We start from the raw sequence: 17,504 nt of genomic DNA on the forward strand, positions 1-17,504 counted from the left end.
AACCTAACCGCTTCCCGCCGTGAGATCACGCCGTTTGAGGAGCTGCTTCACGGCATCTTCGTCCAGAGCCTGCGCATCGAACAGCGCCTGCGTGAGCCTGTCGAGGGTGCCGCAATGGTCCTGGAGGATGTCGACCGCCCGCGCCTGCGCCCTTTCCAGCAGACCATGAACGCGTGTCTCTAGTCCGGGATGGGCGTCGAGAACGGCGGTGGGGTCCTTGTCGTCACGGTAGAGCAGCGGATGCACGCCGCCAAAGCCGAGGGTGCGCTCCATGGCAAGCGCCAGACGGGTGGCGCGGGCGAGATCGCTGTCATCCGTCCCGCCAGAGCCTGCCGAGACGGAGCCGACGACAATCTGCTCGGCAGCCCGTCCTGCCATCAGCATGGCCAGTACGTCCTCGCGGTAACCGAGCGTATCGCTCCCGGATGCGGTGAAGCCGAGCAGGCTGTGGCCACCGCCACCTAGCGTGTCGATGGTGAGACCATGGATGGGACCGAGGCGGAGAGCGTGGTGGACGACCGCATGGCCCGCTTCGTGGACGGCGAAGTGCCAGCGCAGGTCATGGGGCAAGTCAGGCCGATCCATGCGGATGCCCGCTTCGAGATCCTCGTAGCGGATCGAGCGCTTCTCTCGCCGCGCTTTCAGCCGCGCCTGACGGACGATGCGTTCGACGTCGGCTCCGGTCAGGCCCATCGCGCAGGTCGCCAGTCGCCTCAGGAGCGCGTGGGCCGCCTCTGGAACTGGCGTCTCGATCTTGGTGTCAGTAGGTGTCATCATGTCCTTGCTCCCTTCTCGGTGTCGTTTCCTTCGATGTACGCATCAGCCTGCCCCTCCGCACTCGCACCCGCCAGCAGCACGGCAATGTCATCACCGAGATGATGCGCAAAAATCTCCGCGAGTGCGGCGACATCCGGCTTCGGGATGTCGATATGGGTTTCGAGCCGCCCGGAGCGCTTGAGGGCCCCGTCGATATCGTCGGGCCTGTTGGTGGCGCCGACGATCACCAGACCTTCCGATCGCACGGCGCCGTCCAGGAGCTCGAGCGCCTTGTTGACGACGGCATTCCAGTAGTCCGCGTATTCCCGCTCGGCGGGCTGCCGTTTGCCGATGCCGTCGATCTCGTCGATGAACAGGATGGCGGGCGCAAGCGCCAGCGCCTCGGCAAAGGTCCGCGCCATCCGGGCGATGACGTCGCTCAGATGCCCACCCTGTAACCAGGTGGAAACGGAGGTGACGACCAGCGGGACCTGCAGGCTGTTGCAGAGCGCCCGGGCAAAGGTCGTCTTGCCGGTCCCCGGCTGGCCGGAGAGCAGGAGCTTGCTGCTCATCTGCGACCAGGCCAGTGTGCCTGCCCGGTGGTCGGCGAGATCAGCCTTCAGGTCGAGCGCCCAGGTCTTGGCTTTCCCATAGCCGGAGAGCGTCTCGACCGTAAGGATTGGGCGGCCTCTGGTGTCGGTGCGGTCGACTGCCTCCGGCTGGATGACCTCGGCGCCGGAGGGCTTGTCACGCCTCCCGCCACTGCTGTCCTTTGCCGCCGATGTCCCGGACGTCCGCCCTTCCGGCTTCGGCTTGACCGGCTTGCTGGTCCCTCGGCTCTCGGCTTCGTCTCCGTCCTCACCATCGTGTGCAGCAATGTGGTTGCGTTCGGTCAGCGAAGCCAGGACGTCGATTATATCAGGTGCACTGCGGCCGGGACGGAAGGCCAGGACGACATCGTCGAGCGTCAGGTAATGCGCGTCATAGGCATTGCTCCAACGGGTCAGCGCACCAAGGCCGGCGTCGCCATGGATGGCTTCCAGCATCATGCTGATGAAGGCATAGTCCAGCCAGCCGCCGACAAGGGAGACGTCAGCGGCAAGGCTGATCTCGGAGGGGATATGCCCGGCCGTCTCAGAGATGGCGACCACGGGGTAATCCCGTGTCAGGGCATTCACGAGCCTTCGCTGCAGCGACGCCCCCGTCAGACGATGGACGGACGCGCCGATGAACTGGATATAGGCGCGTCCTGTGCCATCTGCGACCACGAAGCTGTCGTCGTCATAGACATAGTCGCCGTCGATGCCGCTCGGGGTGGCGCCGGGCAGGAACCCCGGCAGTTCGATCAGCCGCCGCATGGCGCGTTCGAAACCGGACACGGGTGCATGCAGCGAGACCACGGGCGCCGCCATGGCGATGGCCCGGACGATCCTGTCGAATGGAACGCCCGTGCTCTCGATCGCGCGGGCCAGCACCAGGGCGGCGACGATGTTGCTGACCAGAGCGGGCCTGCCCGCCCGACCGACAAGACCGACAGCGTAGGCGCGCAGATCATGATGGTTGGCATGACCGGCGGCACTGTCCACTGACGTTTCAAGATCAGCCGACGTCCGTTGCCGATCCCGTGGCGGCGGCATCGCGGCAAGCGGCTTGTCGTCGGCCGCCGCGAAGTCCGACGGCTTGGATGGTGGCAGCAGATAGGCTGCGAAGGTGCGCCGCATCCATGCGCGGTCGCGATCCGGATTGCCACTCAGCTTGCCGAGATCAAAGGCTGGTGCGTAGCGGCGGATGAGATGACCATCGACGTCGACAATCTTCATGGTCAGCAGTCCGTTGGCATGCGAATAGCGCTGTGCCTGCCGACGCGCGACATGATCGAGGCGGCGGAGCAGAAGGCGGGCGAGCTTATTCATCGACCCAGCCCTCCATGGTTCTGGCAATCATTGCCAGGTTCCGATCGGCTTGCTCCGGCATCGATCTCACCGGGTTCGGCATGCGGCCAGGCTTTGTTCGCGGACGTGAGCGGACCAGGTGACGCTTGCCGATCGGCGTGCTACCGGACGTCAGAGCCACCGGACGCGCGAGACTGGAACGAGACGCGAGCGACGGCGCCGATGGCGGAGAGGATGACGACGTCTCCAGCAGATCGCTATTGCGACGACCGAGCCAGTCGAGCAACAGGCGGCAGGCTGGATTGCCATGATCGGCATGCGCTTGCAGCCGGGACGTGACGACGTCCGGAACCGTGCCGGTCAGACCCTTCCCCTGCCGGACATGCGCAATCGCAAGTCCGATCAGGATTGCCGGATCGTCAGCGAGCGGATCGGCGCGGCCGGATCCGGGATGATGCAGGATGGTGCCATGCGAACGATGGCAGGGTTCAGTCTGTGCGATCGAGGACGACGCGATCGCTTCGCAACGGATGTGCAGCGGCGCATCCGGGGTGATGTCGGAAGACATGGGGACTCCTTGGCCGAACCGTCATCGGTCCAGCGCGCATGAGAATGGGGGGAAGGAGAAGCCGCAGCCTGGGAACCGGATGCTGTGCGGCAATCGCGCCCGACGTCCGGCGGCTGACGTAAGGCGCAGGGCGGCAAACGTCAGGCCCGGGTTCAGGCGGCTAGGCAGCACGCATCAAAGGCAGTGGGCTGAAGCTCGTGGCTCGATCAATGCGGCCGACGTCGGGCAAAGCCGACGCGCACGAAGACGGGCGCAGGCTCGTCGTCGCCGCACGTCGCGTTAGACGCTTCGTCGGAACCCGCCGCGTCGTGATCGGCATCATCATCCCAGGCGCGGGCAGCCCGGTCTTCCTCGAAGGTCCGGCTCGGACCGTTGAGATTGATCCGCGAACGGATGGGCGCCGTCACGTCAGACGTCATGTCTACCATGCCTGCCATCGCCAGCCTGTCGAGGCCAAGCGCCTTCAGCGCCTCCGCTTCGAGAAGCTGCTGGACCCGCTGACCGAAGCGACGGCGCAGTTCCGCCATGCAGGCCGCCACGCCATCGATCTCCAGGAGGTCGTCGATTTCCGAGAGCGCCCAGACCCCGCTGGCATGATCGCTCGGACGGCTGGCGCCATCGACGATCGCCACTTCCACCGCATCGACCATCAGCCGCTTCTGCGTCTTGTAGAGCCAGTCCGGCAGAACCATGGCCGCGGCCATCATCTTCACCTTCAGTTCCTCGAGCCGGCTCGTGTCGCCATAAGACGCAAGCGAGCGCTTGAGGTCGAGGATGTAGGCGGTGTGCCGGGCCCTGTTCACCACGATCAGGTCCGGCGTGTAGCTCCCCTTTGCCGGTGCTTCGCAATCGAGCTTTACACCTTCGAGGCAGCCCCAGTCGTTCCCGGCGACGGCTTCCATGGCAGCCTTGACCAGCGGCAGCTTCAGCGACTGCGTCAGGACCATAGGCTTGACGGCCTATCTATCCCATTGCTGCCCGAAGTCGATGCTGTGTCTCCGCCGGCGCGTCTGCCTTTGCCAGCGGGGCGAGATGACCTCCATGACCGAAAAATTGGAAACGCAAATGCCGGATTCTCCCTAGCTCCGGCACCGCAACTGGAGGTTCGAAGCGGAAATAATTGCCGCTCCAACCGGCTAACACGACGACTTCGACTTGTGCTACAACGTCCGCGTTTATGCAGAAGAGCCCGCCATCATTTCGGATGGCTTTGGCCCCCAATTTACAACGCAACGGTCAATTGTCGGCATAGTTGGCCGGAAATCGTCATCGTGACATTGTTCGCGTTAAAGATTGTTCAGGTGAAGCTGAAGTAGCTCATCGTAGCAGGACTGGTTTGCGGCAAGAACCGGATGCCCATTCAGGAACTCGGGACCACTTCCGGGGAACTGAAGGGTCTTGCCGCCGGCTTCGCGGACGAGGCAGAAACCGGCCATGCAATCCCAGGCCCGCATGTGAGGTTCATAATAGCCGACGAGGCGACCCGCTGCGACATAGGCGAGCATCAGTGCACCTGACCCGTTGCGTATGAAATTTCCGCCCTGCGCCATAAGGCCGGCGATGATCGCACCGACGCGTTCGGGGGTGACGTAGTTGTTGCAGCCTATCCCCGTCATCGCATTCTGCAGATTGCGGGTAGGATCGAGGCGCAGGGGCTTGTCGTTCAGCGTCGCACCAAAACCGAGGGCCGAGGCGTACAGCTCATCTGAGCAGGGTACATGGATCACGCCCACGACCGGCTCACCATCCCGCACGATTGCAACTGCTACACACCAGGTCGGCATGCCGTTAACAAAAGGAGCCGTGCCATCGATCGGATCCACGACCCAGGTAAAGCCGGAGCTACCCTCGTCATGGCCGAACTCCTCTCCCAAGAAGCCGTCACTCGCATAGATTTCGGCTACGCGGTCCTTGAGGAAGGTTTCAACATTGCGGTCGGCGACCGACACCACGTCCTGGAGGTCGCGCTTCGTTTCGATCACCAGCGTATCGCGCCGATTGAAGTAGTCGAGCGCCATAGCCCCCGCTTCGGCTGCCAGCGCTTTGGCCAGGGCAAAACGCGCTGCGAGCGCCGCATCATTCACTGTCATTCTTTTATTCCTTGATCTCTGGAAAACTCATCAGCCGCTGATGACGGCAATGCCACGGTTCTTGAACGCCAATGTAACGTCGCTTGCGGCGGCATGGGCATGATCGGCATCGTGGTCGATGACGAAGAGCGTCCCGACATCGGTCTCGACTTCATATTCGACATGGCCGCCGAGATAGGCGGAATGAAGGACGCGCCCCTTCAACCCTTCAGCGCTAGCAGAACCTATGCGGATGGAACCGGGTCGGACCGCGAGTTTGGCTGGGCCCCGGCCGGCTCTGGACTGCAGGCGATGCTCGATATTGCTGACCCGTACGAGCACCTCCGTGCCATTGGAGTGGAGGATTTCACAGGGGAGCACATTCGCCTCACCCATAAAGTCGGCGATGAAGGGCGAGGCAGGGGCTTCGTAGAGTTCCCGCGGTGCGCCGGACTGGGCGATCTCGCCGTCTTTCATCACGATGATCCGGTCGGAGACCGCCAGCGCCTCGTCCTGATCATGGGTGACATAGACGGCGGTGAAACCAAGCCGCTGCTGGAGGTCGCGGATTTCCGTGCGGACCCGGCGGCGAAGCCTTGCATCGAGGTTGGAGAGCGGCTCGTCGAGCAGCAACACCTGCGGTTCCAGAACGAGCGCACGGGCGACGGCGACACGCTGCTGCTGGCCGCCCGAAAGTTCGGCCGGCAGGCGATGGCCCATGCCGGCGAGGCCGACGAGCTTCAGGCCTTCTTCGGCCTTCTCGCGCGCTTCCTTCTTGCCTATGCCCGACGATTGGAGGCCATAGGCGACGTTTTCCAGCGATGTCATATGCGGAAAGAGCGCATAGGACTGGAAGACCATGGAGACGTCGCGCTCATTGGCCGGCAGCATGGTGACATCCTTGCCGCCGATCAGGATCTTCCCGGAGGTCGGATGCTCCAGGCCCGCCAGCATGCGCAGCGTCGTGGTCTTGCCGCAGCCGGAGGGGCCGAGCAGTGTTACCAGCGTGCCCGGTTCGATGGTGAGCGATAGATCGTGGATGGCAGTGAAGGCACCAAAGGTCTTGCGGACGTTCTGGAAGGTGACGGATCCGGCTTTGACGGTGATCATGCGGTTTTCTCCTGACCAAGAGGAACGAGACTTTTGTTGGCGAGGCCGGCGACACGATTTTCACGGCGGAGCCTGCGTTCGCCGACGAGGAGTTGGAAGCCGGCAATAATGGCAATCATCACGACGATCAGCATTGAGGAGTAAGCGATTGCCACACCGTATTCGCCGTTTTCGACAAGGCCGACGATATAAGAGGTCGCCATGTTGTGTTCGGCGCTGACGAGGAAAATCACGGCGCTGATCGAGGTGATGGCGCGGACGAAGGAGTATACGAGCGCTGCCGTAATTGCCGGGCGGAGCAGCGGCAGGATGATCTTTCGCACCGTGCGGAAGCTGTTCGCCCGAAGCGTCAGCGAAGCCTCGTCCAGGCTCTTGTCGAGCTGGCTCATCGCCGCAATCCCGCCGCGCACGCCGACCGGCATGTTGCGGAAGACGAAGCAGGCGATCAGGATCAGCGCCGAGCCGGTCATTTCGAGCGGCGGCAGGTTGAAGGCCAGGATGTAGCTGACGCCGATGACCGTGCCGGGGATGGCGAAGCTCATCATCAGGGCGAATTCGAAGAGGTTCCGGCCGGCGAATTTCTGCCGGACGATGATGTAGGCAGTCAGCAGACCAACAGCTGCGGTCAGCGGCGCGGAGATGAGCGCAATCTCCATAGTTGTCCAGAAGGAATTCCAGGCAACGCCCGTCCAGGCGATCGAGCCGTTCTCGATGTTCACGGAGAAGGCGCGGGCGTAGTGGCTGATCGTCAGCGTGCTATCGAGGCCCCAGGTGGTGACGAAGCCGCCAACGAGGATCATGCCATAGACGACGACGGTGAAGATCATCCAGGGGATGACAATGGCATGGACGCCGATCGACAGCCCGCGTGGCAGCGCGATATGCGCCCCACTGTCACCCTTGCCCGTGACGGTTGCGAAGTTCTTGCCTGACAGCCAGAGGCGCTGGGCAAGGAAGGCCGAGAGCGTGAAAAAGAGCAGGACAAGGGCCAGGACGGCAGCCCGTGAGGGATCGTTTTGAGAGCCGACCACGGCAAAGAAGATTTCTGTCGAGAGCACGCCATTGCTGCCGCCGAGCACGAGCGGATTGCCGAAATCAGCCATGCTTTCGATGAAGCCGATCAGGAAGGCATTGGCGAGGCCCGGTTTCATGAGTGGCAGCGATACGCGCCAGAAGGTGCGCCAGCGGTTGGCGCGCAGCGTCTGCGACGCCTCTTCCATCGACGGGCTGACACCCTCGACGACACCGATCAGCACAAGGAAGGAGATCGGGGTGAAGGACAGGACCTGAGCAATCCAGATGCCGGTCAATCCATAAAGCCAACGACCGGGTTCGATGCCGAAGAGGCTGGACAGCGTCTGGGTGACCACGCCGGCACGACCAAAGAGCAGCACGAGCGCGAGACCGATGACGAAGGGCGGCGTGATGATCGGCAGTACGGTGAGCAGTCGCAGACCCTTCTTGAAGGGGAAGCGGGTGCGGGTGGCGACGAGCGCGAAGGCAAGCCCCAGCAGGGTGGAGGCGGACGCCGTCATGATGGCAAGCGTGAAGGTCCGCCAGGCGACGCCGCAACGTCCGTCGCCGATCGCGCAACTCAGGCTCCAGATGCCGGGATCCTGCAGATTTTTGATAAACCCGTCCGGCTTGAAGGAGCCATCGAAATCCTGAACGGCAGCCACCAGCATGCTGCCGATAGGATAAAAGACAAAGACGAAGACGAGGAAGACAAGCAGCGAGATCGATCCGACGACGAAGGCATCCCCCTTCATCACGCCGCGTTGGACCAGTCCGAAGGCGAACATGAGAACGAAGACAATTGCCATGGAGACGGCGCCGGCTCCCATGGAGGCTTGCCCGTCAGACAGGGGTCCGAAAAGGGCTTCGCTGATCGCCCAGGTCCAGCCGGAGAAGCCCACCGCCAACCCCTGCAGGCAGAGATAGACGAGCCCTGCGGCACCGGCAGCCGCGAAGAATGCGCCTCGCCGCATTGGATCGGCGATGAAACGGGCCGCGAGCCCGAGCCCGAAGAAGAGGACGACACCAAGAAGCCAGAGGCGGCCGTAACTGACAAGCTGCAAAATGCCTGGCGCGGCTTGCGCCGAAAACGGGAAGTCACGGAGCCAGTTCAGGCCGAAAAAGCCGGTCTCCTGCCTGTACCAGGGAAGCAGAAGGAAGGACGCGGCGCCAAGGGCCAGCAACAGGTCCAGTCTGCGGTTACCATGTCTCATGGTCGACCTCATTTGAAGGGATGCAAGAATAGGAGGTGGCCGGCAATTGTCAGACTGCCGGCCGGAACGAGGTCGCATCAGTTGGCGACGGCGCCGATTTCGCGATCCCAGCGCTCAAGCAGCGCCTTGCGCCTGTCGGAATCCCCGTAGGTCTTGAAGTCGTAATCGATCAGCTTGATGTCTTCGAAGCGCGGCGCTTCCTTGGGGATCTCCGCGCTCTTGTTCGACGGGAGCTGGAAAGACTTGGCATCCTTCATGCGCGACTGAACGTCAGGCTCCAGAGACCAGTCGTACCAGGTCTTGGCGTTTGCCATGTTGCGGGCACCCTTGACGATCGACATGGAGCCGATTTCGTAGCCCGTGCCTTCGCAGGGTGCGATGGTCTTGACGGGGAAGCCTTCGGCGGTCTGGGCGACGGCGTCATGCATGAAGACGATGCCGAGACCAGTCTCGCCGCGGGCGGCCGCCTTCACCGGCGCGGAGCCTGACTTTGTGTATTGCGAGATATTGGCATTCAGCGACTTCAAATATTCGAAGGCCTTGTCTTCCCCCATGATCTGCACGAGCGAGGCAAGCGCCGTATAGGCGGTCCCCGACGAGTTCGGGTTGGCGATCTGGATCTCGCCCTTCAGTTCGGGTGCCAGAAGATCCGCCCAGCAGGTGGGCTCCTTGTACCCCTTCCGCTTGAAGATCTCGGTGTTGTAGCCCCAGCCGAGCGCACCGGCATAGACGCCGACGGTCCTGAAGCCCGAGCTTTCGGCCTGCTTCCTGGCCCAATCCTGCAACTGGTCCAGCATCGGCGACTTGTATTCCGCGCTCAGCCCTTCGGACGCGGCCTGGAGGTGGGGATCGCCGGTACCCGCCCACCAGAGGTCGGTCTTCGGATTGCGCGCTTCGGCGCGGATCTTGGCGTAGGCCTCGCCCGAGGACATGCGGACCATGTTGACCTTGATGTCATGAGCCTTTTCGAAATCGCCCTTCATCTGTTCGCAGATGACGACATCGGCGGCACAAATGAGGTTGAGCTCGCCGGCAGCCATGGCCGAACCGGCAGCCAGGCTCGCGCCGGCAAAGAGAAGAGTTGAAAGAAGTTTCAGTCGCATGGGTATCCTCCTGTTGCTTGTGTCTGATGGAAGTCGCAGAAAAGGGACAAGCCTTCGGCGGCGGCGCCGAGAAAGCACCGTGTCCGGGATGGTCCGGTCGTAGGAAATCAGTTGGTTGGATTGATCTCGCGATCGAAGCGGCCCAAGAGCCGATCTCGCTGTTCGGGCGAACCGAAGGTGGCGAAATCATAGTCCACCATCTTGATCATCGAAATGTCCGGAGCGGCAGGCGGAAGCTTTGCCCTAGCATTGGATGGCACCTGGTTCTGTCCAGCGGCAGCACCGGTTGCCTGTCCTTCGGGGCTCAGCGCAAAATCGACGAAACGGCGTGCCTCTTCCAGATTTCGGCTGCCCTTGACGATGCTGACCGCTCCGATTTCGTAGCCGGTGCCTTCGCAGGGCGCGACGATCACAAGGGGAGCGCCTGCCTCCTTCTGGGTGACTGCATCGTGCATGAAGGCGATGCCGATCGCGATCTTTCCCCTGCCCGCCGCCTTGACTGGCTCTGAACCGGCCTTGGTGTATTCGGCGATATTGCGGCCAAGCTCGCGCATATAGGCGAAAGCCTCGTCCTCTCCGAGGAGCTGCACCAGCGTGACGAGGGTTGTAAAGGCCGTGCCCGACGAGTGCGGATTGCCGGACAGGATATGGCCGCGATAGATCGGCTTGGCGAGATCCTTCCAGCAGTTTGGCGCCGGCAATCCTTCAGCCGAGAGAAGATCCGCATTGTAGGCAAAGCCGAGCGCACCAGCATACAGGCCGACGGATGTGCCGCCCGACAAAGAGTAGAAGTTCCGTGCCCAGGGCAGAAGATCTGCTTCCTGTCGAGGCCGATGGCGTTCAAGGAGGCCTTCATAGGCGGCCTGCAGATGTGTGACCCCCGTGCCGCCCCACCAGACATCGACGGTCGGTGCATCCTTCTCGGCCCGGACACGATCAAGGATCTCGCCGGTGCTCATCCGCGCCATGGTGACATGAAGGCCAGTCTTCGCCTCATAGGTCTTTTCCATGACGGCGCACCACGCCTCATCGACACCGCAGAGGATGTTCAGCGTGCCGGCAGACCGGGAACCCGTAGCCGTGGCGAGTGTCAAAAGGACGCCGGCACCGATGGCGGTCAATAATCTCACGTCTTCCTCCCTTGGAACCTCCCCGTTCCAATGAATGAAGCATGATCATATCAGTCCCGGCTGGCAACCCGCAGAATGGTTACTGATCTTTCAAGCCGGGAGCGTCACGCATTGCAGAGATTGCAAATATTACAATTGTGACACTCGCCGATAACCAGCAAGTCTTTGGCGTTTTTCCACCGTGCGGTTATGATGACGGTGGGAGGACTGCAACGTGTTGAACCAGAAGGTAAAAATTCTGATCGTCGAGGACGATCCGGATATGGCGGAGCTTATTTGTGATCTTGTGGAGGCTGAAGGCTGGATACCATTGACGGCACCCTCCGCCGAGGCTGCGCAGGAGCGATTGCAGCATGAGGCGGTTCAACTGGTTCTCGTTGACCATAATCTGCCAGGTCTCTCGGGCCGTGCCTTCGCGCAGCGTTTGAGGGCGCAGACCGACGTCGGCATCGTCATGGTCACGGCAGCGGGGAGCGCGACGGATCGGGTTCTGGGCCTCGAGACGGCGGCGGACGATTATGTCGTGAAGCCGTTCGAACCGAACGAGCTTACAGCACGGATCAAGGCAGTTCTCCGTCGCACGCATCCACAATTGCGCTACGATAGAGAGGGCGACCGCGACCATGCCGCCGCGACGCTCAGGCTCGGCGATTGGGCCGTCGATCTTGCTCAGCGCCGTGCCGTTTGCCTGGCCGATCCCACCAAGACGTTGACGTCAGCAGAGTTCGCCCTGCTCGAGATCCTCGCCGAGATGCCGAATACGCCCGTCAGCCGTGCACAGATTCTCGATCGCATGGGCGCCGACTCTGATCGTTTCGTCGATCGTAACGTCGATGTTCTGGTGCTGCGTCTGAGGCGCAAGATCGAACGGAATCCCGACCTTCCACGCCATATCCAGACCCGGCGCGGCAAGGGTTATGTCCTGCACACCGGCGATGCTGGATTGTTGCCTTGATCAACCGCGCCTTCGTCTCCTCGATCGCCTTCCGGTTGCCATTTGCAATCGCCTTCATCTGCGTCTCGGTTCTCCTCCTGTCGACCGTTGCCATCTATGGCCTGCAGAGGGCACGCAGTGAAATGTCGGCCTACAGCGTGCAGGCCTTTTCGAGCCTCGCCAAGGCCTCGCTGGTGTCGAGGCAAGTGTCCGATCTGGTATCGAGTGCGCCATTCCTGATGAATGCCACGTCTCCCTATCGTGTCTCAAGCGAGAGTCGCGCGGTGGTGGCGCAGGTTGAGACGCTCCTCAAGACAATGGCGCCGGAGCAACCGGGTGTGACCAGCCAGGGCGGCGGTGCGCGCCGGATCATCGAACTCCTCGAAGATATCGAAACGCAGACACTGGCACTTGCGACCAATGCCGATGCCGCGCAAGAATATAGGGCTGAAGCGGCGGTGGCGCTCGGAGAGATCGCAACGGCTCGGGCCATCCAGGATCGGGATCTGCGTCAGCGTCTGAACGGCATCGCACAATCCGCATCGACATCGGATAGCCTCTTTCAGCTTGGCGAACTTCAACGACGCTTCGTGGCCGAGACGACGGTCCCCATACTGGCCGCGGGAACCGACTTGCAGATCTCGCCTGAACAGCTCGAACCGTATCGAAGGATCTTCGAGGCGCAGACACGCTACCTCCTCGAGATGTTCACCATCCGCGCATCCGTCTCACGTCTGCATACCGTGTCGCGCGACCTCTCACATGCAACCGAAACCCAGAGCACATTCGTTGCCAATGCGCTGAACCAGAACCTCGAAGCCACTTCAAGCGCGTTGCGTCAGTTGCTTGGCATGACGGTGATCGCATCCTTTGCAGTCGTGATCCTGGCCATTGTCTCCATCCGCTCGGTCATGCGCGTGTCCCATGGGATCGGCGATCTCTCGCGCGGCATGAATGCGCTGGCACGCGGAGAGGAAAATGTCGGACCACCCGTTTATGCGGGGACGGAAACGGAACTGATCCGCCTGCTCGACGCCTTCCGCGCCTTCAAGGAGAGCGTCGACCGCGTGTCGCGCCTCAGACGTACGGCCGAAGCGGCTGCACGCACTATCCGATCGACGTTCCGGACGATGAACGAAGGCATCGCCCTCTTCGATCCTGGCGGTCGACCGATCACCATGAACCGGCGCATTATCGAACTGATGCGGCAAACAGGATCCTCGCGGAAAATGTCACTGCGCCGGTTCGTTGCAACCGTACCGGAGATTGATCCTGTGCTGCTGCCTGCCGAAAATGAGCGTGGCACACTTGTTGAGCGTCAGGTTCTTCGGCACCGTTTTGTCGATGACCAGGTGGTGGAGATTTCCGCGTCAAGGCAGCCGGACGGAGGGGTTGTTCTGCTCGCCCGCGACGTGACGGCCATGGACCGCCAGGAGATGGAAGCGGCCCGTGCCCAACGCCTGGACGTGGTAATGCGGATGACGCACCAGGTCAGCCATGAGGTCGGCAACATGATCGGCATTATTACCGGCAGCCTTGGCCTGCTCGAACGGGAACCCGATTTTACGGAACGGCAGAAGCGGCACCTGGGGCGCATCCGCAAAGCCGCCGAGCGCGGGCGAGCCCTCGCCTCCAGCATGTTGTCCATCGGCAGTCAGCAGCAGATCCGTCCGGCCTCGATCGAGATTGCAACGATCCTTCAAGGGATGGCCGATGTCTTGGAGATGGCGATAGGCACCCGCAATCGACTGGAGCTGGACCTTGCAGCCAGTCTACCAACAGTCTGCCTCGATCCTGCGCTGCTTGAGCAATCGATACTCAACCTTTGCCTGAACGCATCGGCTGCCATGCCGGATGGCGGAACGGTCAGAGTGGAAGCATCTGGAACCATTGAAGCCGTCATCATCGCAGTCATCGACGAAGGTGTTGGCATGTCGCCCGAAGTCCTCGACCAAGCGATGGAACCTTACTTCACCACGAGGTCAAGAACCGGAGGGTCTGGCCTCGGGCTCGCTATGGTCTATGGGTTCGTCCGCCAGTCTGGTGGTGAAGTGAGAATCACCTCTCGCTTAGGGGAAGGTACACGGGTGGAGCTTTGTTTCCTTCCGTCGAAGTCCACGCCATGTCAGGCAGGACACGAACGGGTCCAAGCCCCCCTTTGAAGGCTGTGGCCCTCATCATGTTTGAGCACGAGAGAAACCTGGATAACCAAAAATCGGAAATAATTACCGCTCAACGGGCCCGGTTGACTGATGCCCAAAGCCAGGGCACAAAGGTGACATCCACGGTCGCTCGCGATGGGAAAACAGAGGGGATTTCAAGACTTTTCCGATAAGTCATTGAAATAATGTGAGAATCCAGGTTCTCCAGGCGGACCAATTTAAGTCGGTTTCCGCAGAAAATCAGCGCCTATTTCTCACAGGAAAAAGCGGCGCCTTCTCAACAACTTGAGCAATCGTGGCTGCTGTTCTTCCAGGCCATCCGCCGTGCTTAAAAGGTCTCGCGAAAATGGCTGGGGACCCGCAAGCAACGACCGCAACGGGCCCGGAATCTGACTGTCGGATATTGCGTTGGTAGAAAAGATAACACTGACATTGAAGCATATGTTGCTGTAGTTCGCTTTCGGCGGTGGATTTTGGGCCGCCTGCGGACCTCAAATCGATGCCTTGCCAATCGAAGCGCCGCCATCGACGTGAAGCACCTGTCCGGTCATGAAGGCGGCATCATCGGAGAGTAGGAAGGCGATCGCGGCAGCGATCTCCTCCGGCCGGCCGAAACGGCGCATGGGGATGCCGGCGAGATAGCGGGCCTCACCTTCACTGCCGGGTGCATTGTTGGCCCGGAACAGCTCTGTCTCCGTGGGGCCGGGCGCAACCGCATTGACCGTGATGCCGCTTGCCGCCAGTTCAAGCGCCCAGTTGCGCGTAAAGCTTTCAAGCCCGGCCTTGGCCGCCGCATAGCTCGTGCGCTCGACACTCCCGAGCACCGTCAGGCTGGAAATATTGACGATCCTGCCCCATCCGCGCACCGTCATTCCAACAAGAGCCGCCTGCGCCGCGACGAGCGCCGGATGCAGGTTGAGCCGCAACACCTCGTCGAGCGTATCGACGGCAATGCTGCCCAGCGGCGCGGCACGCACGAGGCCGACATTGTTGACGATGCCGTCGACGTCGCTGTCGCGGACGATATCGGCAAACCTGTCCAGCGCATCGCGGTTGCCGAGATCCAGCCGATGCAGGATGCCGGGAAAGTCTTTGACGTCATGACGGGCAATGCCGATTACCGTATCTCCCCCGGCTAAAAGCCGGTTCGCAAGCGCCAACCCGATGCCCTTGCTGGCACCCGTAATCAGAAATGTCTTCTTCATCGCATATCCTTTCGGCCCCGCTTCGGCGCGAAGCAGGGCCTTGTCTCGATTGGGTTCGATGGGGATGGGATCAGGCGGCGGTGCGGGTTGCCGCTTTCCGAAGCGCGGGCAGCATGTCTTCCGGTTCGGGGCGTCGGGTATAGTCCGGGTTCACCTCGGCATAGAGGATTATGCCATCCTGCCCGACGACATAACGGGCCGGCATCGGCAGCGTCCAACTCGGATCGCCGTTGAAGGCGGGAAGGTCGTTCTTCAGCGACTTGTAGAGCTCGATCAGGTAATCCTGCATCTCGAACCGCAAACCGAAGGCGGCCGCGACATCGTTATGCGTGTCAGACAGGATCGGGAAAGTCAGGTTGTTCTGGCGCACCGACTTGCGGCTGTTGACCGGGTTCTGCGGCGAGATGGCGACGAGCCTTGCGCCGAGCGCCTCAAACTGCGGCAGGATTTCCTGCAGGGCCTTGAGTTCCATGTTGCAATAGGGGCACCAGACGCCACGATAGAAGCTGATGACGAGCGGGCCATGGGCGAGAAGATCCGCCGACGAAACCGGATTGCCGTCGGGATCGGAGAGGGTGAATTCCGGCAAGCTGTCGCCGGCCTTCAGCGCCATCTGGGCAGCACCCGAAGCGATCAGCTCTGCGGTCGCGCGGTGCATCGTCTCGATCACCGAAGAGGGGACGTTATAGGGCGGCTTGCCTGCCTCGAAATCAGCCTTGAAGGCATCGAGCTTGGACTGCAGTGTCATGGTCATTCTCCTGAGGTTCTGGATCCTTGGTGGCCGGACCTCGGCATGCCGAAGTCCGCAATCGATTGGATTGATCAGCCGTTGACGGCCATCGAACGAGCGACGTCCGCAGCACTGATGCCTTCGAGCGCCAGGCCGTAGCCGCCGTCCTGGTCGATGATCCGGCGCAGCTTCTGGGTGAGCGCGATGCGAGTGTAGCGTGACGTCAGCGGCGGCAGGGCCGCAATGCCCTCGGCTATCTCATGGGCACGGGCGAGAAGTCTGTCGGCCGGCACGATTTCATTGACCACGCCCCAGTCCCTGGCGGTTGCCGCATCGAGCACCTGGCGGGTCAGGATGAAGTAGCGGCCGCGGATGCTGCCGATCACTTCCGGCCAGAGAAGGTTGACGCCATCGCCGGGCACGATGCCGAAATCGAAATGCGGCTTGTCCTGAAAAACCGTTTCCGGTGTCGCGAGGATGATGTCGGTAAGCAGCGCATATTCCGAGTGAAGCAGGACCGGCCCGTTGAGCGCGGTGATCATCGGCACCTCGATGTCGAGGATGTTCATCAGGACCTTGCGGCCTTCGCGAAAGATCTTGTCGTAGCCGCGGGGCGAGAAGAAATCGAAGCCATCGGGGCTGATCGCGTCCATGAAGGCGTCGCCCGAACCAGTGAGGATGACCACGCGGTTGTCGGTGTCCTCGCCAATCTGATGGAAGAGTTCGACGAACTGCTCATGGGTGTGTCCGTTGAAGACGAGCTTGCCGCCGTCTGTATGCAGCGCGACTTCGAGGACGCCGCTCGGCGTGCGGGTCAGGCGGGCGTTCGGGAAGGAATTTTTGTAGGTTACGAACTTGGACATGGTGGTTCTCCTGCGTGTCTCAGTGGAATTGCTCTTTGGGAGGATCAGGCGGCGGGGACGATTGCTTCGACGCGAGCGATGGCCAGCTCTACGGCCGGGCGTGCAGCCACGGTGTCAAACCAGCGGGAAAGGTTGGGGCGGCCATCAAGGCTCAGGCCCGGAAAAGCGATGCGCCACATCCACCCGAAATGGGCGATGTCGGCGATGGTGAATTCCTCGCCGGTGACAAAGGACTGCGAGGCGAGCTTCCTGTCGAGCAGGCCAAGGAGCCGATCGCCTTCGGTCGTGAACCGCGCCTCTGCGATCGGCTGCGGCTCGGGCGAGGCGCGCTTGAAGAAGCCGGCATTTCCGAAGGCCGGGCTCAACCCCGAGGCATGGAAGAAGAGCTGTTCGAAGACGCGGGCGCGGCCGACACCGTGCTGCGGCAGGAGCTTACCGGTCTTTTCGGCAAGATGGACGAGAATGGCGGCACTCTCGGTCAGGACGAAACCATCATCGACGAGCACCGGCACCTTGCCGTTCGAATTGAGTGCCAGGAAAGCCTCGGCCTTCTGCTCGCCCCTTCGCACGTTTACCGGCTTCAATTCGTAGGGCAGCCGCAGTTCTTCAAGGGCGATCAGCACCTTGACGCTGTTCGGTGTGGCGAAGGCGTGGACTTCGATCATCATTATCTCCATCGGATCGTGTTCCGGTGACGACTGTTATGACCATTCCTGAAAACTTGCGGCAGGCAGCTTGAGGCGATAATGCTTAT

15 protein-coding genes are annotated in these 17,504 nt (G+C 61.7%); 2 read left to right on the forward strand and 13 right to left on the reverse strand.

All coding sequences use genetic code 11. The features are described from left to right. Positions 1 to 3 precede the first annotated feature (3 nt). The 9 genes from J2858_RS04090 to J2858_RS04130 all read right to left on the reverse strand — a co-directional run bounded on the left by J2858_RS04090 (position 4) and on the right by J2858_RS04130 (position 10,856). Positions 4 to 777 carry an ATP-dependent Zn protease gene (locus J2858_RS04090; RefSeq protein ID WP_210103439.1) on the reverse strand — a complete coding sequence of 258 codons (774 nt, stop codon included), beginning with the start codon at positions 775 to 777 and terminating at the stop codon, positions 4 to 6. Next, positions 774 to 2,669 carry an ATP-binding protein gene (locus J2858_RS04095; protein WP_210103440.1) on the reverse strand — a complete coding sequence of 632 codons (1,896 nt, stop codon included), beginning with the start codon at positions 2,667 to 2,669 and terminating at the stop codon, positions 774 to 776. Before J2858_RS04095 ends, J2858_RS04090 begins: the two co-directional genes overlap by 4 nt. After that, entirely contained in the window at positions 2,662 to 3,216 is a 555-nt protein-coding gene (locus J2858_RS04100; RefSeq protein WP_210103441.1) for a hypothetical protein, read from the reverse strand. Before J2858_RS04100 ends, J2858_RS04095 begins: the two co-directional genes overlap by 8 nt. Positions 3,217 to 3,422: 206 nt before the next feature. Then, complete coding sequence (locus tag J2858_RS04105; protein ID WP_245365537.1) at positions 3,423 to 4,163, reverse strand: hypothetical protein; 741 nt, start codon at positions 4,161 to 4,163, stop codon at positions 3,423 to 3,425. A 339-nt stretch (positions 4,164 to 4,502) separates the two neighbouring features. After that, on the reverse strand, positions 4,503 to 5,306 hold the full coding sequence (locus tag J2858_RS04110; protein WP_210103442.1) for an inositol monophosphatase family protein: 804 nt from the start codon (positions 5,304 to 5,306) through the stop codon (positions 4,503 to 4,505). A 30-nt stretch (positions 5,307 to 5,336) separates the two neighbouring features. Beyond that, entirely contained in the window at positions 5,337 to 6,395 is a 1,059-nt protein-coding gene (locus J2858_RS04115) for an ABC transporter ATP-binding protein (protein ID WP_210103443.1), read from the reverse strand. Continuing rightward, complete coding sequence (locus J2858_RS04120; protein ID WP_210103444.1) at positions 6,392 to 8,623, reverse strand: ABC transporter permease; 2,232 nt, start codon at positions 8,621 to 8,623, stop codon at positions 6,392 to 6,394. The genes J2858_RS04115 and J2858_RS04120 overlap by 4 nt, the downstream gene beginning before the upstream one ends. Positions 8,624 to 8,700: 77 nt before the next feature. Continuing rightward, positions 8,701 to 9,726, reverse strand: a complete 1,026-nt coding sequence (locus J2858_RS04125; protein WP_210103445.1) for an ABC transporter substrate-binding protein — start codon at positions 9,724 to 9,726, stop codon at positions 8,701 to 8,703. 107 nt (positions 9,727 to 9,833) lie between these two features. Beyond that, on the reverse strand, positions 9,834 to 10,856 hold the full coding sequence (locus J2858_RS04130) for an ABC transporter substrate-binding protein (protein WP_432443246.1): 1,023 nt from the start codon (positions 10,854 to 10,856) through the stop codon (positions 9,834 to 9,836). Between the two features lie 214 nt (positions 10,857 to 11,070). On the opposite strand from J2858_RS04130, the gene J2858_RS04135 reads away from it, so the two are divergent. Both J2858_RS04135 and J2858_RS04140 read left to right on the forward strand, forming a co-directional pair. Beyond that, entirely contained in the window at positions 11,071 to 11,811 is a 741-nt protein-coding gene (locus J2858_RS04135; protein ID WP_210103446.1) for a response regulator transcription factor, read from the forward strand. Further along, positions 11,808 to 13,952, forward strand: a complete 2,145-nt coding sequence (locus tag J2858_RS04140; RefSeq protein ID WP_210103447.1) for a sensor histidine kinase — start codon at positions 11,808 to 11,810, stop codon at positions 13,950 to 13,952. Before J2858_RS04135 ends, J2858_RS04140 begins: the two co-directional genes overlap by 4 nt. A gap of 491 nt (positions 13,953 to 14,443) precedes the next feature. Here J2858_RS04140 and J2858_RS04145 read toward each other — a convergent pair whose 3' ends face one another. From J2858_RS04145 to J2858_RS04160, 4 genes are all read right to left on the reverse strand, one after another. Beyond that, entirely contained in the window at positions 14,444 to 15,157 is a 714-nt protein-coding gene (locus J2858_RS04145) for an SDR family oxidoreductase (RefSeq protein ID WP_210103448.1), read from the reverse strand. 70 nt (positions 15,158 to 15,227) lie between these two features. Then, positions 15,228 to 15,905 (reverse strand): peroxiredoxin-like family protein, encoded by a 678-nt coding sequence (locus tag J2858_RS04150; RefSeq protein WP_210103449.1) that lies wholly within the window; start codon positions 15,903 to 15,905, stop codon positions 15,228 to 15,230. A gap of 74 nt (positions 15,906 to 15,979) precedes the next feature. Next, the gene (locus J2858_RS04155; RefSeq protein WP_210103450.1) at positions 15,980 to 16,750 is read right to left on the reverse strand and encodes an enoyl-CoA hydratase/isomerase family protein; all 771 of its coding nucleotides are present in this window, start codon (positions 16,748 to 16,750) and stop codon (positions 15,980 to 15,982) included. 44 nt (positions 16,751 to 16,794) lie between these two features. After that, on the reverse strand, positions 16,795 to 17,415 hold the full coding sequence (locus J2858_RS04160) for a glutathione S-transferase family protein (RefSeq protein ID WP_210103451.1): 621 nt from the start codon (positions 17,413 to 17,415) through the stop codon (positions 16,795 to 16,797). Positions 17,416 to 17,504 lie beyond the last annotated feature (89 nt).

The organism is Neorhizobium galegae (assembly GCF_017877135.1).
In the GTDB taxonomy this organism is placed as follows: Bacteria; Pseudomonadota; Alphaproteobacteria; order Rhizobiales; family Rhizobiaceae; genus Neorhizobium; species Neorhizobium galegae_A.